The sequence below is a fragment of the Campylobacter sp. VBCF_06 NA8 genome (assembly GCF_027737825.1).
Classification (GTDB): Bacteria; Campylobacterota; Campylobacteria; order Campylobacterales; family Campylobacteraceae; genus Campylobacter_B.
In genome coordinates this window covers 15,777-41,933 of the sequence record NZ_JAOVUB010000006.1, presented here as the reverse complement: position 1 = coordinate 41,933, position 26,157 = coordinate 15,777, and the positions used below count along the sequence as shown (strand labels likewise).

24 protein-coding genes are annotated in these 26,157 nt (G+C 42.5%); 5 read left to right on the top strand and 19 right to left on the bottom strand.

Translation table 11 applies throughout. From position 1 onward, the window contains the following. Window positions 1-10 precede the first annotated feature (10 nt). From OFO10_RS07555 to OFO10_RS07540, 4 genes are all read left to right on the top strand, one after another. Window positions 11-1,690: an ammonia-forming cytochrome c nitrite reductase subunit c552 gene (locus OFO10_RS07555; RefSeq protein WP_270862141.1), complete on the top strand. Its 1,680-nt coding sequence runs from the start codon at window positions 11-13 to the stop codon at window positions 1,688-1,690. A gap of 141 nt (window positions 1,691-1,831) precedes the next feature. Next, window positions 1,832-3,013, top strand: coding sequence for a tryptophan synthase subunit beta (trpB, locus tag OFO10_RS07550; protein WP_270866714.1), 1,182 nt, complete (start codon window positions 1,832-1,834; stop codon window positions 3,011-3,013). Beyond that, window positions 3,006-3,752 carry a tryptophan synthase subunit alpha gene (trpA, locus tag OFO10_RS07545; RefSeq protein ID WP_270859681.1) on the top strand — a complete coding sequence of 249 codons (747 nt, stop codon included), beginning with the start codon at window positions 3,006-3,008 and terminating at the stop codon, window positions 3,750-3,752. The genes trpB and trpA overlap by 8 nt, the downstream gene beginning before the upstream one ends. Before the next feature lie 12 nt (window positions 3,753-3,764). Beyond that, window positions 3,765-4,871: a hypothetical protein gene (locus OFO10_RS07540; protein WP_270866713.1), complete on the top strand. Its 1,107-nt coding sequence runs from the start codon at window positions 3,765-3,767 to the stop codon at window positions 4,869-4,871. Between the two features lie 191 nt (window positions 4,872-5,062). On the opposite strand, the gene OFO10_RS07535 is transcribed toward OFO10_RS07540, so the two are convergent. After that, complete coding sequence (locus tag OFO10_RS07535) at window positions 5,063-5,497, bottom strand: hypothetical protein (protein ID WP_270866712.1); 435 nt, start codon at window positions 5,495-5,497, stop codon at window positions 5,063-5,065. 207 nt (window positions 5,498-5,704) lie between these two features. After that, window positions 5,705-7,612: a hypothetical protein gene (locus OFO10_RS07530; protein ID WP_270866711.1), complete on the bottom strand. Its 1,908-nt coding sequence runs from the start codon at window positions 7,610-7,612 to the stop codon at window positions 5,705-5,707. Between the two features lie 150 nt (window positions 7,613-7,762). On the opposite strand from OFO10_RS07530, the gene OFO10_RS07525 reads away from it, so the two are divergent. Beyond that, window positions 7,763-8,341 carry a PAS domain-containing protein gene (locus OFO10_RS07525; RefSeq protein ID WP_270866710.1) on the top strand — a complete coding sequence of 193 codons (579 nt, stop codon included), beginning with the start codon at window positions 7,763-7,765 and terminating at the stop codon, window positions 8,339-8,341. Between the two features lie 749 nt (window positions 8,342-9,090). Here the strand turns inward: OFO10_RS07525 and serC are convergent. The 17 genes from serC to argC form a co-directional block, all read right to left on the bottom strand. Further along, window positions 9,091-10,176 carry a phosphoserine transaminase gene (gene serC / locus OFO10_RS07520; RefSeq protein ID WP_270865233.1) on the bottom strand — a complete coding sequence of 362 codons (1,086 nt, stop codon included), beginning with the start codon at window positions 10,174-10,176 and terminating at the stop codon, window positions 9,091-9,093. Window positions 10,177-10,192: 16 nt separating this feature from the next. Continuing rightward, window positions 10,193-11,362, bottom strand: a complete 1,170-nt coding sequence (gene xseA, locus OFO10_RS07515) for an exodeoxyribonuclease VII large subunit (RefSeq protein WP_270866709.1) — start codon at window positions 11,360-11,362, stop codon at window positions 10,193-10,195. Next, window positions 11,355-12,071 (bottom strand): bifunctional demethylmenaquinone methyltransferase/2-methoxy-6-polyprenyl-1,4-benzoquinol methylase UbiE, encoded by a 717-nt coding sequence (gene ubiE / locus OFO10_RS07510; RefSeq protein WP_270866708.1) that lies wholly within the window; start codon window positions 12,069-12,071, stop codon window positions 11,355-11,357. Before ubiE ends, xseA begins: the two co-directional genes overlap by 8 nt. Before the next feature lie 8 nt (window positions 12,072-12,079). After that, window positions 12,080-13,498: a CYTH and CHAD domain-containing protein gene (locus tag OFO10_RS07505; RefSeq protein ID WP_270866707.1), complete on the bottom strand. Its 1,419-nt coding sequence runs from the start codon at window positions 13,496-13,498 to the stop codon at window positions 12,080-12,082. A gap of 48 nt (window positions 13,499-13,546) precedes the next feature. After that, on the bottom strand, window positions 13,547-13,957 hold the full coding sequence (locus OFO10_RS07500) for a Fur family transcriptional regulator (RefSeq protein ID WP_270859690.1): 411 nt from the start codon (window positions 13,955-13,957) through the stop codon (window positions 13,547-13,549). A gap of 55 nt (window positions 13,958-14,012) precedes the next feature. Then, window positions 14,013-15,863, bottom strand: a complete 1,851-nt coding sequence (gene dxs / locus OFO10_RS07495; RefSeq protein WP_270866706.1) for a 1-deoxy-D-xylulose-5-phosphate synthase — start codon at window positions 15,861-15,863, stop codon at window positions 14,013-14,015. Next, window positions 15,863-16,963 carry a histidinol-phosphate transaminase gene (gene hisC, locus OFO10_RS07490; protein WP_270866705.1) on the bottom strand — a complete coding sequence of 367 codons (1,101 nt, stop codon included), beginning with the start codon at window positions 16,961-16,963 and terminating at the stop codon, window positions 15,863-15,865. The genes dxs and hisC overlap by 1 nt, the downstream gene beginning before the upstream one ends. Beyond that, complete coding sequence (gene pheA / locus OFO10_RS07485) at window positions 16,963-18,039, bottom strand: prephenate dehydratase (protein ID WP_270866704.1); 1,077 nt, start codon at window positions 18,037-18,039, stop codon at window positions 16,963-16,965. The genes hisC and pheA overlap by 1 nt, the downstream gene beginning before the upstream one ends. Then, window positions 18,039-19,244, bottom strand: coding sequence for a diaminopimelate decarboxylase (lysA, locus tag OFO10_RS07480; protein ID WP_270866703.1), 1,206 nt, complete (start codon window positions 19,242-19,244; stop codon window positions 18,039-18,041). Before lysA ends, pheA begins: the two co-directional genes overlap by 1 nt. 47 nt (window positions 19,245-19,291) lie before the next feature. Beyond that, complete coding sequence (locus OFO10_RS07475) at window positions 19,292-20,338, bottom strand: LptF/LptG family permease (RefSeq protein ID WP_270866702.1); 1,047 nt, start codon at window positions 20,336-20,338, stop codon at window positions 19,292-19,294. Continuing rightward, complete coding sequence (gene pth, locus OFO10_RS07470) at window positions 20,335-20,892, bottom strand: aminoacyl-tRNA hydrolase (protein ID WP_270866701.1); 558 nt, start codon at window positions 20,890-20,892, stop codon at window positions 20,335-20,337. Before pth ends, OFO10_RS07475 begins: the two co-directional genes overlap by 4 nt. A 7-nt stretch (window positions 20,893-20,899) precedes the next feature. Then, window positions 20,900-21,436, bottom strand: coding sequence for a 50S ribosomal protein L25/general stress protein Ctc (locus OFO10_RS07465; protein ID WP_270866700.1), 537 nt, complete (start codon window positions 21,434-21,436; stop codon window positions 20,900-20,902). Between the two features lie 100 nt (window positions 21,437-21,536). Next, window positions 21,537-22,757 carry a type IV pilus twitching motility protein PilT gene (locus tag OFO10_RS07460; protein ID WP_270866699.1) on the bottom strand — a complete coding sequence of 407 codons (1,221 nt, stop codon included), beginning with the start codon at window positions 22,755-22,757 and terminating at the stop codon, window positions 21,537-21,539. Continuing rightward, the gene (locus OFO10_RS07455) at window positions 22,757-23,767 is read right to left on the bottom strand and encodes a transaldolase (RefSeq protein WP_270866698.1); all 1,011 of its coding nucleotides are present in this window, start codon (window positions 23,765-23,767) and stop codon (window positions 22,757-22,759) included. Before OFO10_RS07455 ends, OFO10_RS07460 begins: the two co-directional genes overlap by 1 nt. Beyond that, on the bottom strand, window positions 23,760-24,383 hold the full coding sequence (gene serB / locus OFO10_RS07450) for a phosphoserine phosphatase SerB (RefSeq protein WP_270859700.1): 624 nt from the start codon (window positions 24,381-24,383) through the stop codon (window positions 23,760-23,762). The genes OFO10_RS07455 and serB overlap by 8 nt, the downstream gene beginning before the upstream one ends. Before the next feature lie 39 nt (window positions 24,384-24,422). Then, window positions 24,423-25,139 (bottom strand): UDP-2,3-diacylglucosamine diphosphatase, encoded by a 717-nt coding sequence (locus OFO10_RS07445; RefSeq protein ID WP_270866697.1) that lies wholly within the window; start codon window positions 25,137-25,139, stop codon window positions 24,423-24,425. Between the two features lie 3 nt (window positions 25,140-25,142). Continuing rightward, window positions 25,143-26,150 carry an N-acetyl-gamma-glutamyl-phosphate reductase gene (argC, locus tag OFO10_RS07440; protein ID WP_270866696.1) on the bottom strand — a complete coding sequence of 336 codons (1,008 nt, stop codon included), beginning with the start codon at window positions 26,148-26,150 and terminating at the stop codon, window positions 25,143-25,145. Between the last annotated feature and the right edge of the window lie 7 nt (window positions 26,151-26,157).

Below are 26,157 nucleotides of genomic sequence, written 5' to 3'. Positions count from 1 at the left end.
GAGTACCATAATGAAAAAACTTTTTGCTACCGTTTTTGTCATCGCGGCACTTGCAGGTGCTGGCGTCCTTGCGCTTTTCGCTGACATTAACAGTAAAAAAAATGAGGATAGAGAATATCCACTAATGCTTACTAAAAACGACGATACTGTTCCAAATATCCAAGAGTGGGGTAAAAATTTCCCAAGCCATCTTGATATGACTTTGAAAATGAAAGACATAAATTTCGAGACCGATTGGGCTGGTTCATTACCATACTCAAAACTTCGCCGCTTCCCAGCTGCTAGCGTATTTTGGAAGGGCTATGCGTTTGCGGTAGATTACAATCGCCCAAGACTTCACTACTATTCACAAATAGATCAAATGGAGACTAAACGCAACAACAAAGAGTATCTAAATTCTCACGGATTGCCTAAATTTAACGGCCAACCAGGATATTGTATGAACTGCCACAGCGGTCATATCATGGCTATAATGAGCGATCCTGATTACAAAGAATTACACGATCCAGCTACTCGCCCAGAGTCATTTAACCAACCAATGGGTTATTTCGACAATGACAAAGAAAATGGCGTATTCAAAAAAGAAGCATGGACAAAAATGAACTCTATCCCATACTTCGATGTTGTTAAAATGATCACTAAAAAACACGGCGAAGATCCTCACGGCGGCGCTCAACTAGGTTCAGCCTGTGCAGACTGCCACCACCCAGATGATATGAGCCTACGCGTAACTCGCCCAGGATTTGTAAATGCAATGGTTGAGCGCGGTTATGAAGCAGATCCTAAATCAGGTATCAAAGGCACAAGAGTCGAGATGAGAAACTATGTTTGTATGCAATGCCATGTCGAATACTATCCAGGCATGAACTCTACACTAGTTTTCCCATGGGCTAAATGGAAAAAAGATGAGCCTTTCAAAATCGAGAATTTCGATGAATACTACGATGAGAAAGCTGCAAATGGTCAGTTCAAATTCGACTACAAACACAAACTAACTGACGCTCCAATCGTAAAAATGCAACACCCAGAAGCAGAGCTATACTCTACAAGTATCCACGCTAGAAGCGGTGTAACATGCGTCGATTGCCACATGCCATACAAACGCGAAGGTGCTAAGAAAATCACAAATCACACTATCCAAACACCTTATGCTGACATCACTGGTGCTTGCAAAACTTGCCACATGCAAAGCGAGCAAGAGCTAAAAGATAGAATTTCATTTATCCAAAATCGCTATGCGTTCGAGCTTAGAAAATGTGAAAACAACCTAATGGCATTTATCCAAGATGTCGTTACAGCACGCGAAGAGCTAGCTAAACACGAGCAATTCTCAGGCCTTGATGCTGACGCTCAAAAAGCAGCTATCAGCGAGGCACTAAAAGATGTTCTAGCTTACCACAGGAAAGCTCACATCCGCTGGGACTTCGGATTTAGCGAGAACAGCTACGGATTCCACGCTCCACAAGAAGCAAGCAGAATCGTAGGCCAATGCCAAACTATCGCGAGAGAGGGTCAAGCAGCACTTGTTAATGCCCTAGCTCCATACGGTATCACAATCGCTCTACGCCAAAACGCAGACGAGATCCCTGAGCCAGAGGTTATCACATCTCACAACTACCCAACAGCGATTGATCCTTCTGATAGACTCAAAAAACTTGACGAGGATATCAAAAATATGAATTTCAAATAATCTTTGATTAATTGAAATTCAGCTGCCCCGAGCAATCGGGGCATTTTTTTTGCCCTAAAATTTTAAAATTTAACCTTCACAAAAGCACTATTTAACGCTAAATTTTGTATAATCGCCAAATTTTATTTTTGAAGGACGCTTATGAACGCAAAGGCATATTTTGGCGCATTTGGAGGGCAGTTTGTCCCAGAAACTGCGATGTTTGCGCTAGAAGAGTTAGAGGAAGCTTACAATAAAATTTCAAAAACCAAAGAATTCCAAGACGAGCTAGCAGATTTGCTGAAAAACTACGCCGGTCGCCCTAGCCCACTTTACCACGCTACGCGCCTTAGTGAGCATTACGGGCATGAGATTTATCTCAAACGCGAGGATTTAAATCACACTGGCGCGCACAAAATCAACAACGCCCTAGCCCAAGCCCTATTAGCCAAAAAAATGGGCAAAAAAAAGGTCATAGCAGAAACCGGCGCAGGTCAGCACGGCGTGGCGACTGCGACAGCTGCGGCGCTTTTGGGTTTAGAGTGCGATGTGTATATGGGCGAAACAGATGCCGCTAGACAGCAGTTAAACGCATTTCGCATGAAGCTACTTGGCGCAAATTTAGTCACTATTTCTGACGGATTAAAAACGCTCAAAGAGGCCACCACAGCGGCAATTCAAGCATGGGTAAATGAGATTGAAAGCGTATTTTATGTCATCGGCTCGGCTGTGGGACCGCACCCATACCCTGCTATGGTGCGCGATTTCCAGCGCATTATCGGCGACGAAGCCAAAGCACAAGCCACAGAACTTGGCATAAAGCCTGATTTCGTCATTGCATGCGTGGGTGGCGGAAGCAACGCGATTGGAATTTTCACTGCGTTTTTAGACGATGAGAGCGTAAATTTAATCGGCGTCGAAGCAGCTGGTCTTGGCGTGAATACACCTTATCACGCCGCGACTATCACAAAGGGCAAACCTGGCATAATCCACGGCATGAAAACTATCGTTTTACAAAACAAATACGGCATGATCGACCCGGTCCATAGCATTTCAGCAGGTCTTGATTATCCGGGTGTGGGCCCACAGCACGCGCATTTGCACGATATCGCTCGCGCCAAATACGCAGCCGTCACAGACGACGAGTGCATAAACGCGCTTAAACTTTGCTCGCGTTTAGAGGGCATTATCCCTGCGATTGAGAGCTCGCACGCCCTAGCCTATCTCGAAAAACTCTGCCCGAATTTGAAAGAGAAAAAAACCATAATCGTAAATGTCAGCGGACGCGGTGATAAGGATATGAACACCGTAATGAATTATCAAAAAGGAACAATCTATGGATAAGATAGCAAGCGCATTTAAGGGCAAAAAGCCAAATATCGGCTACATCGTCGCAGGATACCCAAGCGTGGCGCACACGAAGGAATTTTTATCAAATTTAGACGCTGGCGCGCTTGATTTGCTAGAAATCGGCATACCATACTCAGACCCAATCGCCGATGGCAAAGATATTTTTAACGCTAGTTTTAGCGCCGTGCAAAATGGCGTTACCACAGATACGGTGTTTGAAATTTTAGGCGAAGTAAAGACGCAAAAACCGCTAGTTTTTTTAGTGTATTACAACCTAATTTTCGCTTACGGCGTGGAAAAATTCATCGAAAAATCCGCGCAGTGCGGGATTAGCGGATTTATAATCCCTGATTTGCCATTTGAGGAAAACGAGGAAGTATTCGCTCTGTGCCAAAAATTTAACCTTGCCCTAATCCCGCTAATTAGCGTTACTAGCGAGCATAGAGCCACGCGCCTTTTAAGCAGGGCTAGCGGATTTATCTACGGCGTGGGCGCGATCGGCGTAACAGGCACGAAGCAAACCCCGCTAGATAGGCTAAAAAACATGGTCGCCGACCTGCATAAAATGAGCGATTTGCCAGTGGCTATTGGCTTTGGAATCCGCACCAAAGAAAATGTTTCAGAAATCAAATCCTTTGCCGACGGCGCGATAATCGGCACTGCGATTGTGAATTTGTGCGCGAAATTTAGCGGAGCCGAGCTACAAAAACAAATCGCAAATTTATTTGAATAAAGAAAGAAAAAAATGAGAAAACTACTTTTAATCTTACTTGCAAATTTCGCCCTTGGGGCAAATTTATTACAATACGAAATTTTCAACAACGACGATAGCGTCGATATTGTGCTCTCTTTCGACTCGTCGTATGAGCCAGATATCACGCGCACGATCGACGGGCAGTCTATGAGCCTAGTGCTAAAAAACCTAGGCAGCGAAGAGAAATACAACGAAATGCGCACCAACCAAAAGGTTTTGCGCGGATTTACTATCGCGCCTAAGGGCAACAATGTCGAAATCAACTTCCCCTCAGGGGCAAATTTAATCGCAAATGCAATTTCACAAGACGCGAAATTAAAGCTCTCGATCAATATCAAAAACCCAAATTTCGACCAAAGCCAAATGAGCGTTTCGCCTAGCCAAACCGAAACCGAGCAAGAAAAGCCAAGCTCAAATTCTGGCCTTGGCTGGATACTGCCTAGCATTGTCATTTTGCTACTAATCGGCGCAGTAATGGTGCTCGTGCGCAAATTTAAGGGATTTAAAGGGCGCAAAAGCATAGATGATACCTGGGAGCAGTTCAACTCATCTGTGCTAGAACGCCAAAACAGCGATGAGAGCGAGGATACAGGCGCGCAAGGTAGCGAGCGCAACTATGAGGCGCGGGCAAATTTCGACGATGAAATCAGCGACGAAGTAGCCCAAAACATATCCTTCACCCAAGAGAGCGAAAAATCGTGGCAAGAACTAGCCCAAAGCGACGAAATAGAGGAAGCAGTAGCGGAGGAATACGAGCCACGCGACGATAAATTTGACGATGAAATGCAAGATGAAATAGAAGAAGAATTTGAAGAAGTCCCACAAAACAGCGCTTTTCAAAATACTGCGCCGAAAAATACTGCCCCACAAAGCTCGTTTAGCTCGGAGCTTAAAGAGCGTTTGGAGGCTAAAAGCGATAAAATTTCAGCCTTTGAAAGCGTTTTGCGAAATGAAATCAAAGAGAGCGTGAGCGCAAGCCCTAGCGATATCGGAGTCGAGTTTGTCAAAGAAATCGACGAAAGTAGCACCGCTGTGGTGTTGAAATTTAACGGCAAAAAACACCTTGTCGTGCTAAAAAACTCAAATATCATCGAATAATTCTAAATTCAGGGCGAAATTTAGCCAAATTTCGCCTTTTTTATCAACTCATATTGTAGTTTTTATGCTTTTTCAAATTCTACATAATTTTAGAGTTTGTCACAAATTTGGACAAGTCATATCTTTTGTATCGTAAAAATTATATATTTTTTGCATTTTTTACAACGCACAAATTTTTTCAATAATTTTATTTATTTAAATTTGCTATTTTTTTTATATATTGAAAATTCAAAAAATAAATTAGCGTAAATCAAAATAATCACATAGATATGTATGACAAAAATAAAAAGCCAAAATAAAAAATTAATTGATTCTAGGCTCTTCATTATAAATTCTATATCTGAAACAATAGCTAAAAAAGCAAAATAAAAATTTGGGACAAATATAAGCAAAATCGCAAAAACGCTGACCAAAAAATAACCATTATCACTCAATTTGTAAAAAACATAATAGGTTTTGTATATAAAAATACCGCCAAATAGGTAACCTAAAAAAATAATAATATTAATCAGCAAGCTATCATCAGATACAAGATTGCGAAAATGCAAACAACTCGCCAACATAATAATCAAAACTCCAATCAAATATAAAATCCAAGAATTTTTGTTTTTTGCAGTTTTTGACATTATGTAAAATTGCTTTATTTTGATTAAAAGCACAGAAAATAAAGCAAAATAAGCCAAGCCTAAATTTATCGAGCTTGAAACTGGGAGAAAAACTATACACAAAAGACAAACGCTGACTATAAGTAATTGAATATGTATATATCTCTTATATTTTTTTAAATCAGTTTTTATTAAGTGCATCGTTTAAATTCTTTATATTTTTCTATATTATTCTAAATCCTGCTTCTTTTTCACAGCCTCGTAAATTTCATCTACGCTGGTTAAATTCTGCTCGATAAATTTTTGCGCGCTTTGGCGGGTTTTGCGCCCGAAAATCCCGTCTTGCTTGGCTCCGACAGCCTTTTGGATAAAGAGGATTTTCTCTTTTTGACTGATATTTGCGCTATCGTTTGCGTCGCGGATTATCACGACGGTGAAATTGCCCTCGTCCTTTATCGCCACGGGCGCGCTCGCAGTATTTTCAGAGCCAAATTTCGCGCACAGCTGGCTGGCTAAATTTTCAAATTTGCCCGCAAGCGCGATTTTTGGGACGCTGTTTTTAGCCGCCAGCACCCCATACACGCCCCCTGCTAGCACAAAAGCAGCCAAAATTTTCGCAAATTTCACAAACGCAGGGCGATTTCGCAGACTTCTGCGGTATTCGCTTGGGATTTCGCGCTGTTTTATCAGCGTCCAAACGCTACTTAGCCCCCACAGCACCGCACCGCACACGCCAGCAACCAGCGCAAAAATACATAATACGCCAAAAATCCCCACTAGCGCGCTTTTACCAAACGCTCCCGCCATAAATCCACACGCTCCAAGCGCGCCTAGCACCCATACTATCGCGCCTAGCACGCCCCACACAGCGCGCGAGTGCGTAGGCGAGACCCTATCTAGACAGCCCCTTATCATCGCGCTCATATTTCGCGCCATTTCATCGCCGATGAAGCCCTCGCATGAGCGTTTTACGATATTTGCAGCCTCGTCCTCGCTAGGATTTGGCGCACTAGCGATTTTTTTCATCGCACTATCAAGCACAGGCTGAGCGGAATATTTCTCGAAAAATCCATAAGCCTGACGCGCGCTCATACCGCCTTGGGATTGAATTTTGACCAAATTTATAGCGTCATCGGCGAATAAATCATCGAAAATTTTAGGCTTTATAAAGATACTAAGCGGATCGCCAAAGCCCACCAAAACATAATTTTTATCAAAAATTTCAAACCTTAGCTCGACCACCTTGCATTTGCCGATATATTCGGCCTCGCACGCACTTTCGCTAAGCTCTTCCCCGCTTTGGGTAAAGGCGATTTTGCTAGCAATGAATTCTAAATTTTGCGCGCACAAATACGCCAAAAATTCATCATTATAAGCGATTTGGCGCAGTCCGATTCTAGCGCTTGCACTTGCATTTGCGCAAACGCTTCTAGTGCGGATAAAAAAGCCATTTCCCGCGCATACTTCGCAATCGCTCCAACCAGCCCCGTCGCAGGCTTTGCACTTCAATTTCCCTGTGCCAGCGCATTTTTGGCACTCTTCATAGCCTGCGCCACCGCATTTTTGGCAGGTTTGCACGCCCTCGACCATTTTGGTAGAGCCGTCGCTTTGCTCCCTAATATATGTGGCTGGGATCTGACCTGCGCCTGCGCAGATAAAGCAGGGCTGTTTGCCCGCACCCTCGCATGCTGGGCAATCTTGCGTGCCTGAACCTGCGCATTTTTTGCAGGCGATTTTGCCCTCTTGGGCGCATTTTTCGCAACCCTCATAGACGCTAAATGGGCTAAATGAATAATACCTTTGCTGTGCTTGCGCGCTTGCGATTGCCGAATTTGCGCCTTCCCTGAGTGAGTTAAGCAAAATTTCATGCAGTTTTTGGCTGTTTTTGGCCTCGCTCATGCACTCGCTTGCATGCGCTTCAAACCCCGCTCTATCCTTGCCAAAATGGATTGAGGCGTTTTCTCCGCCAGCTACGACCTCATCGCTAAATTCGCCGTCAAATTCCCATTTAATGGAAATTTTGACCTCGCTAGGGAAAAAATCCCCCCTAGCATTGCGCAAATCGCTAGCCTTGGCAGAGTTTTTGTCGATTAAATTTCGTAATTTTTGTATCAGTGCTTCGTATATTTCGTCCATTTCATCGCCTCAAATTTAATCCCTAATTATAATCAAATTTTGCTTTATTATTTTTCAAATTTCGCCCACCAAGGCGCAACTAGCATTAAAATTTTGTTTTATAAGCAAATTTAAATTATAATCGCTTTATAAAAAAGGAAAACGGACAAAATGAAAAAACCAACCCCCATAAACGAAGAAATTCGCCTAGAACCCGATCGCTACATCGTATCCAAAACCGATACCAAGGGCTTTATCACCTTTGCCAACACCTATTTTTGCTATATTTGCGGATACAGCGCCGATGAGCTTCTAGGCTCGCCACACTCGATTATACGCCACCCAGACATGCCACGCCTCGCCTTTAAAATGATGTGGGACGAGATAAATCAAGGGCATGATTTTATCGCGCTAGTTAAAAATTTAGCCAAGGACGGGCGGTATTATTGGGTGATGACAGAGTTTCGCCCATACCGCGATCCCCTAAGTGGCGAGATTTACGAGCATACCGCATACCGCAAGGCTCCGCCTCGCTCTGCGATTGAGACAATCGTGCCGATTTATGCCAAGCTTTTGGAGGCTGAAAAAACAGGCGGAATCAAGGCTAGTAAGAAAATTTTGGACGAGCTTTTAGCTAGCAAGGGCAAAACTTACAAAGAGTGGATTTTGGAGCTGACACTACGCAAAGATACATTTACCGATAATTTTTTCCGCACGATGAGAAATATCTTTAACCGCGGCGAGATTTGAAATTTTGCGTTATTCATTGTCGTTGTAAGCAGGCGCGCGTTTGATTTGTCATTGCAAGAATTTGCTCAATTTGTCATTGCGAGAAATGCGAAGCATTTCCGTAAAAATGAAACCAGCTAAATTTAGAAAAACGAAGTTTTTCTAAATTTAGCCACCTTGTAAAGCGTCGTCGGGGGAAATTCGCACGGTGCAAAAGGCGCGAACAGCGCTTTTGCGTGCGAATTAAATGCAGGGGAAGGGGCGCGACCTCGCAAAATGAGCGTAGCGACGGCGACAGCCGGCATTTCTTGCGAGCGAAGCGAAGCAGAGTAATTTAAGCCCTTTCCCCCTTACGAGAAAAGCACGGCGCAGGTTAAATTCAAAAAATCGTTCAATGCTAGATTTAGGTTGAATTTTGAATTTAAATTTCTCTGGATTGCTTCGCTCGTTGCACTCGCTCGCAATGACAGCAAATTCGCGCACTTTAAATTTTAAAGTCGTAGATTGCTTCGTCGCTATCGCTCCTCGCAATGACAATAGCGAGCAAAATTTGCATAATCTGTCATTGCGAGAATTTGCGTAGCAAATTCGAAGCAATCTACGAATTAAAAATTTAAAGTCAGTTTTTTTGCAAAATTTGCTTAAATTACTTCGCGCGTTGCGCTTGCAATAAGAATAAATTCGGCTCAGTATTTTGAAGTTTGCGCTAGCGGAATTTGAAGAAAATGGCTAAATCTAGCCTTTGCCAAATTTAGCCTGGATTTTAAAATTTAGCCGTTTTTACGGGCGAATTCGTTCATAAACTCCACGAGAGTTTTGACATTTTCTGCCGTGATTGCATTGTATAGCGACGCACGGATTCCGCCTAGCACGCGGTGTCCTTTGAGCCCAATCATACCAGCCTTGCTAGCCTCATCGATAAATTTCGCCTCAACCTCAGCCCCGCTTGCGATATTAAAGCTAATATTCATCAAGCTTCTGCTATCCGCTCTCGCATGCCCAGCGTAAAATCCGCCACTCGCGTCGATTGCCTCGTATAAAATCGCAGCCTTTTGCTCGTTGCGCTCAGCCATTTTGGCTAGGCCGCCGATTTCGTTTTCGATCCACTCTAACATCAAATCAAGCATATAAATTCCAAAGGTATTTGGAGTATTATACATAGAATCGGCGTTTGCTTGGGTTTTGTAGCGCAAAATCATAGGGGTGCTGGTATCATCAGCCCTATCAAGCAAATCCTCGCGGATCGCCACCATTGTTACACCTGCTGGGCCGCCGTTTTTTTGGATACCACCATAAAACAGCCCCACACTTGAAATATCCACAGGCCTAGAAAACAAATCGCTCGAACTATCCACGACTAGCGGGCATTTGCACTTCGGTAGAGCCTTATACTGCGTGCCATAAATCGTATTATTCGAGCAAATGTAGCCATAATCGGCGTCGTCGCTGAATTTCACCTCTGGGATATGGTCGAATTTGCTCTCTTTGCTACTTGCGATTACGCGGTGATTTATGCCTAAAATTTCCGCCTCTTTTATGGCTTTGTTCGTCCAGTTTCCGGTGTTTGCGTATTCGGCGTAGCCTGTTTTTGTCATGAGATTCATAGGCACTTGCGCGAACTGCAAACTGCCGCCGCCTTGCAAAAACAAAATTTTGAAATTCTCGCCAAAGCCATAGAGCCGTTTTACGCGCGCCATTGCGCTATGTAGGACTTCCTCGAAAATTTTGGTGCGGTGAGAAATCTCGATAATCGAATATCCATGACCCTTGTAGTCGGTAAATTCGGCCTTAGCGTGCTCTAAAACGCTTAGCGGGATCGTGCTAGGACCAGCGCTGAAATTAATAACTCTACTCATTTTGCCTCCTTGAAATTTAATCTAATATTTGCGCCACTTTTTTAGCATTTTGCGATACAATCGCGATTTTATCGCCACTTTGTAGCTCTTCTAGGCTGATTTTTTTGCCATCTTTTTGGATTTGCACTAAATCTTTTGTGAGCTCAAAATAGCTTGCTTTTTGTTTTAAAATTTCGTTTTTTAGCTCGATTTGGTGAGTTAAATTTGCAAATTTGGCGTTGATTGTGTTTTTAAATTTAATCTCTAAATTTTGCAAATTTAATAAATTTTGCGTGATTTTGGTATCCACGGACTTGCTTTTTAGCTCGAAATATCGCATTTTAAGCTCACTATGCAAATTTGCGATTTTTTCATTTATAAATTTTTTCAAATAATTTTCCGCGCCGTCTAAATTCTGATAAAGCGTGGAAATTTCAGGCAATAAATCCACCATAGCCGCTGTTGGCGTGAGTGAGCGATGATCTGCGACAAAATCGCTTATGCTAAAATCTATTTCGTGCCCCACAGCCGAAATTATCGGTGTTTGCGCTGCATAAATTTCGCGGGCGAGCATTTCGTCGTTGAAACACCACAAATCCTCTTTGCTACCACCTCCCCTTGCGATAATAATCGCGTCATAGCTCGCGCTATCAGCCCTGCGCAGTGCCGATATGATCGAGCTTGGCGCGCTAGTTCCTTGCACCAAAGAGTTGTAAATATCAATTTTAAGCATAGGAAATCTATCGTTTGCTACTCTAAGCATATCCGCGCACGCTGCCGATCCTGCGCTCGTAATAAGCGCGATATGGCGCGGAAATTTTGGAAGCGGTTTTTTGCGCGACGCGTCGAAAAGCCCCTCGCCAGAGAGCTTTTCTTTAAGCGCATTAAAGCGCATTTCTAGCTCGCCAGCCCCAGCTTCGCGCATTTGCGTTACTTGGATTTGATACGCACCTGAGGCTGGATAAATCGTAAGCTTGCCCGTTAGCACGACACGCATACCGATTTTTGGCGCGAAATTTACCTTTTGATTGGCAAAGCGAAACATAGCGCAATTAAGGGCTGAGTTTTCGTCTTTTATCGTAAAATACCAGTGTTTGCTTATGCTTTGCTCGCTAAATTTCGAGATCTCGCCCTCGACCTCGATACCAGCAAAGGTCGTTTCTAGTAGCGCTTTGGCCTTTTCATTGACTTCGCTGACGCTAAGCATCTTTCACCTTTTTGGCGATAAAAAGCGTGCTCACATCGAAGCTAAATCCCTTTATCACAAGTGGCTCAAAGCCCGAATTTATGAGCTTTTCTTTGAAGCTTGCGGTGTCTAGGAAATTGCCGATTGAGCTTGGCAAATACTCGTAAGCTTCCTTGTTTTTCGAAATCGCCCCACCGATTAATGGCAAAATTTTGCTGACATAAAAATCGCGCATTTTAAATACTAACCCGCCATTTTGCGCCTTGGTAAATTCTAGCACCACGACTAAGCCGCCTGGCTTTATAACGCGGTTAAACTCGCGCAAAGCTTCATCTAGAGCCACTACATTTCGTATGCCATAGCTGATACTTACGATATCCACACTAGCGTTTTCTAGCGTCGTTTGCGTCGCAGTCGCGGTGATAAAGGTGTGGTCTTTGAATTTCTCTTTGGCTACGCCTAGCATGCCCACGCTTGGGTCAATCCCTATGATTTGCTCGATTGAAACGCCGTGTTTTGGGGCTAATTCCTCCCAAATTTTAATCATATCGCCAGTTCCGCACGCTACATCGGCGATTTTTACGCTTTTGTTTTTGCAGTATTCAAGCGCCGCTCCCACGCCTGCTTTGCGCCACGAAGTATCCACGCCAAGGCTGATTGCGCGGTTTGCCTTGTCATAGGTAGGCGCGATTTCATCGAACATTTTTATGATTTTTTCTTGTTTTTCCACGATTTTTCCTATCTGTATATTTTGATTTTTGCAATTGCTTTTTTTATGGATTTTAAAAACTCATCTTTGTGGTCTAAAATCTCGCTTTTTAGGGACTTTGTCTTGGCAATTAGCTCGTTATTTAGAGCCAAAAGATATTTGAAACTCTCGTCGTTTTTATCGCTTGCTTTTTGATACATGGCGATGAAATTTTGCCAAATACTCACATCTTGGAGCGCGCCAAAGCTCTCTTGCGCGATTTTAACCTGCTTGTAAGCCTCGCTGATCCTAGCGCTCTCATAAATCCTAGCGCAAAATTCAAGCTCATAGCGAACCTTTTTTAGATAAATTCGCGCGTCGTGAAATTTGGCTATTTCACTTTTTTCGTTTAATTCACCAATCACGCCTCTAAGGGCTTTTAACGCCTTGTTTAGGCGATTTGAGATAAATTTTTTGGCGATTTTTTCATACTCTGGGCTAAGGTAAATTCCGCCTAAATTTTTCAAAAAATCCTCAAATTTAGCCCTAAATTTATCAAATTCAGCGTCGCTTAAAGCTCTTTTTGTGCGCTCATTAATACTGCGCCCAAGTGTATTCATCTGCGCTCCAAAGTGCGCTGGGGCGGAGTTTTGTACCAAAAATTTGCTAAATACTTCGATATCTCGCATTTGATTTGTTTTGCCGACGATGTTTTTGAGATGAGTTAAAATTTCATCAGTGATTTTTGGCGCGAAAAGCGGAGCGAAAAATTTCACCATAACCCGCATTTTGCGCATTGCAATGCGAAATTTATGAAGTGCTTCCTCATCTTTGGCACCCATATATTCATCGTGCGATTTTAAAATTTGCGAATAAATTTTAGCAAAAATCACGCCAGCACTTTGCGCGCTATCGGCGTATGGCGGGATTTGAAATTTCATATCGTCAAATTTTTCAAACACGCTTTTGGCGAAGCCATAATTTAGCTTTTCGCAAGGCTTGCCAAAACGCGCTAAATAGCGTGTTTTATAGCGAAAATCATCGCTGATATCTAAAAATTCGTGCTCGCCAAATGTTTTGATAAAATCAAACTTCTTGCTAGCTTCTTCGCTTTTGAAATTCGCAACTAGCGTGATTAGCGTAGATAGCCTGGAAGAGTAAATTTCTAGGTGAAAATCAGCCTGAGAATTCGCAAAGCCATAACGGCATTTTTGCACCATTTCGCCCTGCATATCGGCCTTGGCTTCGCTAAAATCGTCTTTGGAAATTTTAAATTTTAAAGCCTCGCGGATGAGATCTTCTTTTTTATGATGAAGCGTAAAGGTATTGTTTTCGCAGACATAGTAAATTTCGGGCGAAAATGATGTATAAAACCAGCTAACATCGCTTTTGCGAAGTTTGACGCCAGCATCTTGCAATGCAAATAAAATCGCCCTATCATAAAGTAGAAATTTGCGCTTTGTCTTCATACCCACTCCAAAAATAAAATGGGTAATGATAGCAAATTTAAGCTTATATTACCTACAAAACTCGCAGTCTTCAACTGTGGCTGTGATATTTAGTTTGCGGACAAAATTTTTAAGCTGTTTTTCGACGCTGGTGCGCATATCGTCCATAAAAATATCGCCCATAAACATATCGCTGACATTTCCGCATTTTTCGCAAACAACATGCATGTGCGGGGTGTTGTAGATATCGTATCTTGGCTTTTGGTTTGGAGTATTTACCTCGACAACCACGCCCTCATCAAGCAATCTATTTAAATTTTTATAAACCGTAGCAAGTGAGATTGATGGGTAATCCTCTTTAATCCCGTCATAAAGCGAGTCGATATTTGGGTGCTCGTGGCGGTCTAGCACTTTTAGGATACAAAGGCGTTGTGGCGTGGCTTTGAGCCCGCAGTTTTTGAGCAAATCTACATGTGTCATAATGTCGTCCTTAGATAAAATTTACTCATTATATGCAAAAAATATTAAACCAAAATTATACTAATTGATAATTTTTTGTATTTGATATTACTTTTGCTAAATTTTGCGCATCTAAACCTAGCGATTTCTCCACATCTGCGGTGCTTCCGTGCGGTAAAAAAATATCGTCAAACTCATAAGAAATAATTTTTACATTTTGAATATTTTCCTCTTGTAAAAACGCGCCTAGTATTTCGCCCACACCGCCTTTTTTCATACTTTGGCTAAATACGAACCAAATTTTGGTTTTTTTCGCTAAATTTAGTAAAAATTCTCTATCCAGCGGCTTTACAAATACCAAATCAACGATATTTACGCTCATTTTATCATTTAGGATTTTTGCTACCTCGCACGCCTTGCCAGTGCTATCTCCATAGCCGATAAATGCGATTTGGCTAGCCTCGCACTCTTTGATAAATCTCGATTTTAATGGCGAAATTTCAGGAATTTGCCCGAAATTTGGCTCCAAGCTTTGCATCGTAAAACTTCCGCGCGGATAGCGAATCGCCAAAATCCCCTTATGCTCGTGCGAATACCTCATCAAAGCCCTAAAACTCGCTTCATCGCACGGCGCACACATGCTTAAATTTGGAACCCCGTTAAAAAGGCTGATATCAAACACACCCTCGTGCGTCTCGCCGTCCTCGCCCACGATTCCAGCCCTATCCATGGCGATTACAGCGTTTAAGCCCATAAGCGCTAAATCGTGGATTACTTGATCGACCGCGCGCTGCATGAAGGTCGAATATATCGTAATGTATGGCCTAAAACCCTCTTTTGCCATTGCCGCCATTGAGGTTACGGCGTGTTCTTCGGCAATCGCCACATCCCAAAATCTATCAGGGAAACGCTCAATTAGTGCGTCTAGCCCAGTCCCGCTTGGCATAGCAGCCGTTACGCCCACTACATCAGAGTGAGCCTGCGCTAGCTCTAAAAGGGCTTCTTGGTAAATTTTTGTAGCTGATTTCGCGCCCGATTTTTTCTTAAATTCGCCACTTTTTATGTCGAAAGCTCCCACGCCATGCCAGTTGCCGTCGTCGTTTTCGCTGTTTTTATAACCCTTGCCTTTGATTGTTTGGATATGCACGATTACGGGCTTTTTAGCACTCTTTGCAACCTTAAATGCGCTAATTAAATCGCCTAGGTTGTGTCCATCAACGGGGCCGATGTATTCAAGGCCAAGCTCCTCGAAAAACATGCCAGGAATTATGAGTTTTAGCGAGTTTTCAAAGCGCCTTGCCATGTATGTGGCACTCTCTGGCGCGTGAGATAAAAGCTCTCTTATGCGCGATTTAAATTTTTGATATGTCTCGCCCGCCATCATCTGGCTAAGATACTTGCTAAATGCGCCGATTGGCTTAGAAATACTCATTTTGTTATCATTTAATATGATTACGCAGGGCAAATGCAAATCCCCTAGCTCGTTCATCGCCTCATAAGTCATGCCCCCACTCATCGAGCCGTCCCCTACTAGCACCACAGGCACCCTATCCTCGCCTTTGAGTTTGATTGCCTTTGCTGCGCCCACAGCTAGGCTAATCGAGGTGCTAGCATGTCCAGCCACGAAATAATCATGCTTGCTCTCGCTAGGCTTAGTATATCCGCTAAGTCCGCCAAATTTACGCAAAGAGCCAAATTCCTCCCAGCGCCCAGTCAGAAGCTTGTGCGCGTAGCTTTGGTGGCTGACATCGAAGATAAATGGATCTTTTGCGCTATCAAAAACCACATGCATAGCCACTATTGCCTCGACTGCGCCCATATTTGAGCTAAGATGACCGCCGTTTTGGCTCACGACTTCGACGATTCTGGTGCGAATTTGCTCACAAAGCTCGCTAAGTTCGATTAGGCTTTTGTTTTTGATATCCACTACAACAACTCTTTTAAGGCTTTAAAAACGCGCAAATTTTGCTTCGGAAGTCCGATTGTAATGCGAATCGCGTTTAATCCATAACTCTTTAAATTTCGCAAAATTATACCTTGTCGCAAAAGAGCGTCGCAAATTTGGGTTGAATTTTGATTTTCGCCTAGCATAAATGTTATGAAATTTGCATAACTTGGCAAGAATTTAATGCCATTTTTGGTGGCGAATTTTTCAAATTTTTTCATTTCTTTAAAATTGTTTTGCAAGGTCTTTTGCACAAATTTATCATCGCCAAGTGCCGCAATCGCCGCTGCTAAGGTCGGCGTGGTGATATTAAATGGCGGACGCAGTTTATAAAGCGCGCTAATAATTCCGCTCTCGCCAATTCCATACCCCACTCTCATGCCCCCAAGCCCATACGCCTTAGAAAATGTCCCAAGATAGAGGGCGTTTGTGAAATGCGTGGCTATAAATTTAGGGTCAAGGTGCTTGTTTTTGTCCTTAAATGTGGCAAACTCGTTATAAGCTGCGTCGATGATGACGAGGGTGTCCTTATCCACGCTAGCGATAAATTCGTAAATTTTCTCAGCGTCCAAACACTCGCCAAGAGGATTGTTTGGCATACACAAAAATATCGCTTTTATCTCGTTTTTATGCGCCTCGTAAAGCGATTTTAGCGCCTCTAAATCGTGCGAAATTTCTTTGGTTTTATAAATTTTGCCCTCGCAGTGCCTTGCGTAAATGCCATACATCGCAAAGCTTACCCCTGCTTGAAGTATCGCAAAACCCTTGCTAAGCACGCTGTGAAGGGCAAATTCGATGATTTGATCGCTACCTGCGCCGATTATGATATTTTCGCTTTTTACGCCAAATTTCGCCGCTAGCACGTCTTTTAGCTCAAACATACTATCATCAGGGTAGAGATGAGCGGAGGCGGCGCATTTTTTAATGGCTTTTTGCGCTTTTTTGCTAGATCCAAATGGATTTTCGTTGCTAGCTAGTTTTAGCACATCTTTTTTCTTCACGCCAAATTCGCGCACCACTAGCTCGATTGGCTTTCCAGCCTCGTAATTACTCAAATCGTCCAAAAATTTGTTAAATTTCATTATTCATCTCCATTTAAATAGCTTCCAAGCCAAGTTATTTCATGAGCGTGGCGAGTGGCGTTTTCTAGCACTCTAATCACACCCTCATCGTCAATATGCCCCTCAAAATCGATATAAAATACGCTTTTGAAATCATGCGATTTAATCGGGCGGCTCTCTAATTTGGTCAAATTTATTCCCTCATTGCGAAACATTTGAAGCAGCTCCACCAAACCACCCGGTTTATCATCGGTTTTAGCCAAAATGCTGGTTTTGTTGCGATCACTTCTTTGGTTTTTAAAGTCGCTTAGCACGAAAAATCTCGTGCGATTGTTTGCATTATCTTCGATTTTTTCATACATTACAGGCACGCCATACAACTCGGCTGCGATTTTAGAGCAAATCGCTGCTGAATTTGGGGTTTCAAGCGTCGCTTGGGCGGCTTTGGCAGTGGATTTGGTGGCTGTAAATTTAACCCCGCTAAGCCCGTGATCGTCTAAGAATTTCAAGCATTGATTATAGGCTTGCGGGTGAGAGAAAATCTGCGTAATCTCGGCTGTTTGCGTGCAGTTTGTAACCAAAGAGTGGTGGATATCCATATAAATTTCGGCTACGATTTTGACCTCTTGGTATTTGCGCAAACAATCCAGCGTCACGCCTACTGCGCCTTCGGTGTTGTTTTCTATGGGCACGACGCCGTATTTAGCCTCTTTGGTGATTAGGGATTTAAACACTGCCTCGATGTTTGAGAGTGACTCATAGGTGCTAATCGCGCCAAATCTAGCCTTGGCTGCTTGGTGAGTGTATGTGCCAAAAGGCCCTAAAAACGCTACGACTTGCGGTTTTTCTAAATTTCTAGAAACGGAGAAAATTTCAAAAAATATCGCCTCAATCGCCTCTTTGTTTAAATTTTTAAGTTTGACGCCATCGAGCCTAGAAATTATCGCACGCTCCCTTTCTGGGCGATACACGGCGCTTCCTGTGGTCTGCTTCAATTCGCCGATTTTTTTGACATAATCCATACGCAAATCAATCAAACGAATAATCTCATCGTCGATTTTATCAATCCCTACGCGTAAATCTTCTATGCTTTTCATCACTCTTCCATATATTTTTTTTCGTTTGCAACGAGATCCTCGAAACTCTCTCTGGCTCTGATTAGGCGATCCTTGCCCTCGCTAATAGCCACCTCAGCTGGACGCGGGCGCGTGTTGTAGTTGCTAGACATGCTAAACCCATACGCTCCTGCGCTTTTTATCACCAAAATATCGCCGTGGTCTAAATTTGGCAAATTTACATTTTTGGCTAAAAAATCGCCACTCTCGCAAATCGGCCCTACAATATCACAAAGCGAGCTTTCGCCCTCTTTTTGCACTGCTACGACCTCGTGATAGGCTTGATACAGGCTTGGACGGATTAGATCGTTCATAGCTCCGTCTGTGATGACAAAGCGTTTGGCGCCGTTGTATTTCTCGTATAAAACGCTAGTGATAAACTCGCCCGCATTTCCTACGATAAACCTGCCCGGCTCGCATGTAATCGTAACATCTAAGCCACTTAAAACAGCCAAAATTCCTTGCGCATAATCATACAAACTAACCTGTTTTTCGTCTTTATAGCGGATTCCAATCCCTCCGCCGATATCGAAAAATTTAATCTCAATCTGCGCTGCAAGCAGTTCGCGCAAAAGATCGCTTACGATTTTCGCTGCGTCGTGGATCGGCGAAATGTCAGTTAGCTGCGAACCTATGTGAAAGTGGATCCCAACTGGATTTAAAAATTCAGACTTTTTGGCGTAAAGATACATAGCGCGCGCATTATCAATGCTAACGCCGAATTTGTTTTCGTTAAGCCCAGTAGAAATGTATGGGTGGGTTTTGGCATCGACATTTGGATTTACGCGGATACTAATCCTAGCGGTTTTGCCCAAATTTTGCGCGATTTTTTCTAGGCGATACATTTCGGCTTCGCTCTCTAAATTTATATATAAAATTTCGCTTTTTAACGCCTCTTCTAGCTCGTAATCTTGCTTGCCCACGCCTGAATATATGATTTTATACGGATTTGCCCCAGCTAGTAGCGCGCGTCTGACCTCGCCGATACTCACACAATCAAACCCGCTTCCTAGCCTTACTAAATGTTGCAAAATGCTTAAATTTGAGTTTGCCTTAATAGCGAAGCAAACTAGCGATTTGCGCGCCGCAAATGCACCTTTGAGCAATTCATAATTTTTCGTAATCTCGTCGAAATCATAAACATAAAGTGGAGAGCCGTATTTTGAGACTAAATTTTTGTAATTCATCTATTTTCTTTCGGTAAAAAATTTTGCGCATTTTAGCAAATTCGGACTTAACGATGCTTAAAAACCAGCCAAATCGCAAATACTAAAAGTAGCAAAATCGGCACGATAATGCCTAATTCTGGGAGTATCACGCCATTAAGCGAGAAGCGAATCAGCACGAAAAACAGCCCCCACGCACACAGCGTAATGATAAAAAACCCAAAACTCATAAGAGCTAGGTTAAAAAACCTGCCAGTAATCGGAAAATAATAATAAAGGATTAAAATCATAATTGGCGCAAAAAGCGGGAAAAATATCATATTGTATAAATTTGCCTTGATTGAATTTACATTGACGCCTTGGTTTGCGAAGGTTTTGATAGAGCGAATCGCGTCTTTGATCGAATAGACATTGCTCGTATCATACACGCTTTCGATCGAGCTTGGGTTAAAGCCCCTTAGCATGGCTTCGTTTTGGATACTTTCCCTTTTCAACCCAGCCTCGCCAAGGCTTAAATTTGTAGGAATTTGGGTTTTTTCGCCCTCTTTAAATTTCCACTCTTTCGCGCTGTATTCGCCGTTTTTAGCCCAAATTCTACTTTGCAACTCGCTAGCGTTGATATCAAAGGCTATCATCTCATCAGCGTGGTTTTGGTGAAGTCCGTTGATATAGATATATTTGCCCTCGTATTTTAAAAACATCTCGGGTCCTACTGGCGTGAAATCCGTCAAATTCTTTTGAAATTTCAAAGCATAGGCAAAAGGGGTGGTATTTAGATAAATATATCCTAGCGTGATAAAAAGCGATATCAAAAAGGGCGGGATTATCAGGGCGTTTTTGCTCACGCCAAGGGCGTAAAAGCTGATAAGCTCGCTACTTCGAATCATGTTAAAAATCATTATAATTAGCGCAAAAATCAGGCTTAATGGCAAAATATAAGTAATCGCCACGCCAGCTGTTAGTGCCACATATAAAAGCCCTGTATTGGCGCTTTGCGGGAAGTCTTTGAGATTGGTTAAGACATCGATTCCCACATAAAAAAAGTCCAAAGCTACAAATAAAATAAAAAAATATTTAAGATAAACAAGGCTTACATATTTGGCATACAGCTTCATTGCGCAACCTTTTTTATCGTGAATTTTTGCGAAATTTCATCTATATCGCTGTGAATTAGCTCATTTACAGCCTTTTTGGCATACTCTAAAATTTGACTTAGTTTTTCTGTATCATCGTCCCCAAATTTAGCCAAAACAAAATTTGCAGCGTCCCAGCCTTCTGGCTTTTTGCCCACGCCGATACGCACTCTTTCATATTCAGTCCCGATTAGATTGTCAATTGATTTAAGCCCGTTATGTCCGCCAGCGCTTCCGCCAAGCTTAAATTTAATCGCACCAAGTGCTAAATCAATATCGTCGTGGATTACGATAACTCTATCAGGTTTGTAAAAATCGCAAACCGCTTTGATTGAATTTCCACTTAAATTCATAAAAGTTTGAGGTTTAAGAAGTAGAAGTGAGCCTTTTTTATAAAGCTCACCCTGAAATTTCGCTCCGCTAACATCGCTAAAACCGCCATTGCTTAGCAGAGCGTCGATTAGCATAAATCCTACATTATGCCTAGTGTGAGAATACTTCTCCCCTGGATTACCAAGTCCGACGAGCAGTATCATAGCTCACCTATTTAGCCGAAGTTACTCCGACAACTGCAACAGAGCCATCCATAATAATGCTTACGCCATCTTTTACAGGGATATCGCGAACTAGGATAAAATCGCCTAAATCTAGATCTGTAACATCTAGCGTAAAGCTATCTGGTAGATCTTTACCAGCGCATTTTACAGCTAAGCGGCGTTTTGATTGGACTAAAACACCTTTGTTTTTTAGGCCTTTTGCGACACCTGTTGTATAGACTGGAACAAGATATTTGCTAACTACATTATCATCTACTACGCGTAAATCAACATGAGTTAGGGCGTTTGTTACAGGGTGTTTTTGGTATTCTTGCACTACTACTTTGTATGTGCTATCGCCCACTTTTACCTCGAAAGGCAAAGTATTTTTGCTGCGAACTGCTTTGATAAAATCGTTTGTTTTAAACGCAGCATTTATATTTTGTAATCCTTTCGCATAAATATTAGCGATTAGATAACCATCTCGTTTTAAAGACTTAGAAGCCTTTTTACCGATACTATCTCTAACGATACCTTCTAACATGAGTTTTCCTTTAAAAAAAATAGGGGCTGATTTTACTAAAATTTAACTTTAATATAGCTTTATAAAAGGGTGCTAGCAAGAAATTCTTGCTAGCGTAAATTTAACGACGAATATCTTGGAGTTGAACGACTTCTTCTGCGAGTTGATCTGGGATATCCTCGCCGTTTGCGAGCATCATACCGCGTTTTTTCGCTAGGTCTGCGTTTTTCATTTTTAGCTCTAAGTCGTTGCGTTTAGAAGCCTTATCAAGGGCTTCATCTCTCGTAATCACCTCTTGGACATACAGATCAAGCAGGTGTTGATCGAAGGTTTGCATACCGTAAGTATTGCGTCCATCGGCGATTGCGTCTGGAATTTCGGAGTCGCGTCCTTCTAAAATCATATCTCTAATACGGGTATTTTTACGCAAAATTTCAACTACCGCCACGCGTTTTCCATCAATTGTGCGTGCAAGGCGTTGTGAGATTACAGCCTCGATAACGCTAGCTAGTGTCATACGGATACGCTCTTGCTCAGCTTGTTCAAACATCGCAACGATACGGTTGATTGTCTCTTTTGCATCGATTGTATGCACGGTAGAAAACACAAGGTGACCAGTCTCGGCTGCGTGAAGCGCGGTCTCAATCGTAACAAGGTCGCGCATCTCGCCCACAAAAATAACATCTGGATCTTCACGAAGCGCAGCACGAAGCGAATCAGCAAATGTGTTGCAGTCCTCGCCGATAGCGCGTTGGTTGATGATACATTTATCATCTTTGAAAACGAACTCAACTGGATCTTCAATCGTAACGATATGGCTCGTTCTAGCGTGGTTTATGCGATTTAGCATAGAAGCGATTGTGGTTGTTTTACCGCTACCTGTTGGGCCAGTTAGAAGCACGACGCCACGCATAGCAGTATCGCAGATCTCTTTGATACTTTTTGGAAGTCCAAGCTCATCAATTGTAGGAATTTTAACTGGAATCGTTCTAAATACCGCACTTACGCCGTCAATTTGGAAAAAGATATTTACACGGAAGCGGTATTCGTCGTTTAATTTGTATGTAAAATCCACGCTTTTGTTTTTAATCATCTCTGGGAAACGAGTTTTTAAAAGCTCTTTTGCCAAAGTCATCATATCCTCTTTAAGATAAGGATCTTTTGTAAATTTTACAAGCTCACCATTAATCCTACCACGCACCACAGAACCTGCTTTTAGGTGCAAGTCGCTACCGCCGTTTTGAACCAAAAAATTCAAAAATTTATCAAGTCTATCGCGTTGCTTAAAATCCAGCGTGCTTACATCGACTTGATATTGTGAATAATCAATTGCGTCAGCCATTATTTCTCCTTTTCAAGTGTTGTCATAATCTCATCAAATGCTTGTTCGAAAGCCACTAATCCGTCTTTTAAAAGCTTTTTGTAAATTTTATCCATATCAATGCCAGCCTTTTGCGCGACATCAGCGAAAAATTTATCAATTTCCTCATCGCTAAATGGAGTTTTTGGCTCACATTTCGCCCCTATGAAAGCCTTGATTGTATCAAGCGGGGCAGTATTTACGCTGGAAGGATACAAAAGCTCTTTTATATAATAATCCGCAGGGATTTCGCCACCTTTTACCCCCGTGCTAGCAAAAAGCGCCCTAACAAACGGCAAATTTTCCTTTGCGATTATATTATAACATTTCGTAGCGTTCATAATGCCGATTTTTGCAGGCTCTAAGCCAGATTTTTTCATATCCTCATCAAGGGCTCTATCAAAACGGCTAACAAAAATGCTAATCACAGATTGCGGAAGTTTTGCGCCTTCAAATTTAGCCGCGAACTCGCTTGTGCCCTCTTTAATTGCTTCTAGGCATTTTGCGGTTTGCTCTGGCGAGAAAATCAAGGTCGCATTTACATTTATACCACGCCTCGTCAAAGCTCTCATCGTCTCGTATCCAGCATGGGTCGCTGGGACTTTTATCATCACATTTGGCATTGCGATTTGCGCGAACAGCCTTTTGCCCTCTTTTATCATAGCCTCTGCATCATCTGAGATACTAGGATCTACTTCGATACTAATAAAGCCGTCATCGCCCTTAGCGTAGTTTGCCAAAAGTGCGTTTGCAGCGTTTTTGATATCAGTTATGGCTAAAATTTCATAAAGTTTTTTTGTGTTTTTGTGCGCAAATTTCGCCTTTTGCGCACCGTAAGCTTGGGAGGTTGTAATGGCGTTTTTGAAAATAGAGGGATTTGAGGTCGCGCCGTTAAATGTGCCTTTTGCGAGAAATTCGCCAAATTCCTTTGCGATAAAATCGCGCTCGATAAAATCGCACCACAAGCTAAATTTGATATCGTCGTTATACATACTGCATTATCTCCCTTAAATCTTTTTTATCCACGCAATGAGTTGCCTCTTTTTTCAGAATTTCATTGGCGCAAAACGCGATTCTTAGCCCCGCTTCTCTAAACATCGCCACATCGTTTGCCCCATCTCCCACGCACATAACCTCATCTGCGCTTAAATGCAAAATCGCTTTGAGCTGTTGCAAGACCACGCCTTTTGAGTAGCCAAACATCATCTCTCCGCCCACATGACCGGTTAAAACGCCGTCTTTTCGGTGCAAGATATTGGCAAAACTCGCATCAAATCCTAGCACCTCTTTTGCCCAGTCTGTCGCCACATGAAATCCGCCACTAAACACCACGACGGTAATTCCCTTGGCTTTGAGATAGCTTATAAGCTCTTTTGCGCCTGGCACAAAGGGCAAATTTTGCGCGATTTTTTGCATATCCGAAAATTTCATACCCTTTAAAAACATAGCCCGCTCTTGCAAACTCTCGAAAAAATCGATCTCGCCCGCCATTGCGCGCTTTGTAATCTCTTTAACCTCTTTTTCTTTTCCTACGCTTTTTGCAAAATTCGTTATCGTCTCCCCGTCCATAAGCGTAGAATCGAAATCAAACACACAAAGTTTTATCATTAAATTTCCTTTATAAAAAAAAGCAATTATATCTAAGTTTTAATTTAAGTTTTTTGAAAAGAGCTCAAAATTTTGGCTATTTTGCACCTCGTAAATTTTCTCACTCACGGCAAATGAGTTTAAATTTATATATTTTACGCCTTCAAATTCTAAAATTTCATCTTGGTGATAATGCCCCTCGATTACGATAGGCGCGGTGTAGTTGTGGATTTTTGGCTCGATATAGGATTTGAAATTCTCAGCCTTTTTATACAAAATTTTATTCTCTTGGCTTTTTAAAATCATTTTTGAAATTTTAAAATTTAGCGCGCAATCAATTTTATCCATAAATTTCAAAAACGCCCTATTTCGCAGTGATAAAAGCGCAAATTTTGTCAAAGCTGGCAAAAAAATATCGCCGTGAGAGATTTGAATTTTTTCGCCTTTAAAGCTGAAATTTGCCGGCTGGGCGCAGTTTGCGAAGACCCGCGCGTGCGGGAAAATAGCCTCTAAATTAAAATCATGATTTCCCTCGAAATAATAAATTTCGCATTTTTGCGAAATTTCATTGATTATTTCAATGTATTGGGCGTAAAATTCGCGCACAAATGTCGTATTTGCGAGGAAATCAAACATATCGCCAAGCATAAAAATTTGCGGCGGCAGTGTTTTCGCGCTCCCTAAATTTCGCAAAAATTTCAGGAAATTTCGCTTGTTTGCGTTATCGTGCGCGTCGCTGATAAAAACAGCTCCGGGCTTTATTTGCAGATTTTCCACGATTTAAATGCTATTTCCTAGGAGTGGCAAACCCTCGCCCACATCGTAACCAAACATCAAATTCGCATTTGCCACAGCCTGACTTGATGCGCCTTTTAGCAGATTGTCGATTGCCGAATTTATCCAAATTTTATCCCCCTGCGTTTTGACGAAAATATCGCAAAAATGCGTTCCTGCGACATTTTTCACAGACACTGGCTCACTACGCACACGCACGAAAGGCGAATTTGCATAAAATTCGCGCAAAATTTTCTCTGCGTCGATACTCTCTTTTAGCACGCCAAAGACGCTTGCAAGCATTCCGCGCGTAAATGGGGCTAAATTTGGCACAAAAGATACGCTAAATTCCGCGCCATTTATCAGGCTAAGTTGCTCCATAATCTCGTCAGCGTGGCGGTGAGTGAGTGGGGAGTATGCGTTTATGTTTTCATTGACGCTCACGAAATGGCTAGTGGCTTTTAGCCCCTTGCCTGCGCCACTGACGCCACTTTTAGCGTCTATAAAAACGCCGATTTTGCTATCCATGTATTTCACAAATGGCGCAGTGGCTAGAACCGAGCATGTCGGATAGCAGCCAGGATTTGCCACGAGCCTTGCAGAGGCGATTTTTTCGGCGTTTAGCTCAGCCAAACCATACACAGCGTGGGCTAAATTTAGCGGGTCTAAATGTTTGGTGTAGTTTTTCTCGTAAAGTTCAAGCGATAGGCGATAATCCGCGCTTAAATCCACGACTTTGACGCTAGGAAATTTCAAAATTTCACTCGCAAACTCCATTGCCTTTTCGTGCGGAAGTGCCAAAAACACCACATCGCAACTTTGCGCGGCAGTTTTAGGATCTGCTATTTGCACCCTCATATCCAAAATCCCAGCCAACTGCGGGAAAATCTCAGAAATTTCGCCCTCACTCGTAGCGGCAAGATACGAAATTTCAAAGCCTTTGTGCGCTAGTAAAATTTTAACTAGTTCAAGCCCAGTATATCCCCCTACGCCGATGATTCCAGCTCTTTTCATATTTTCG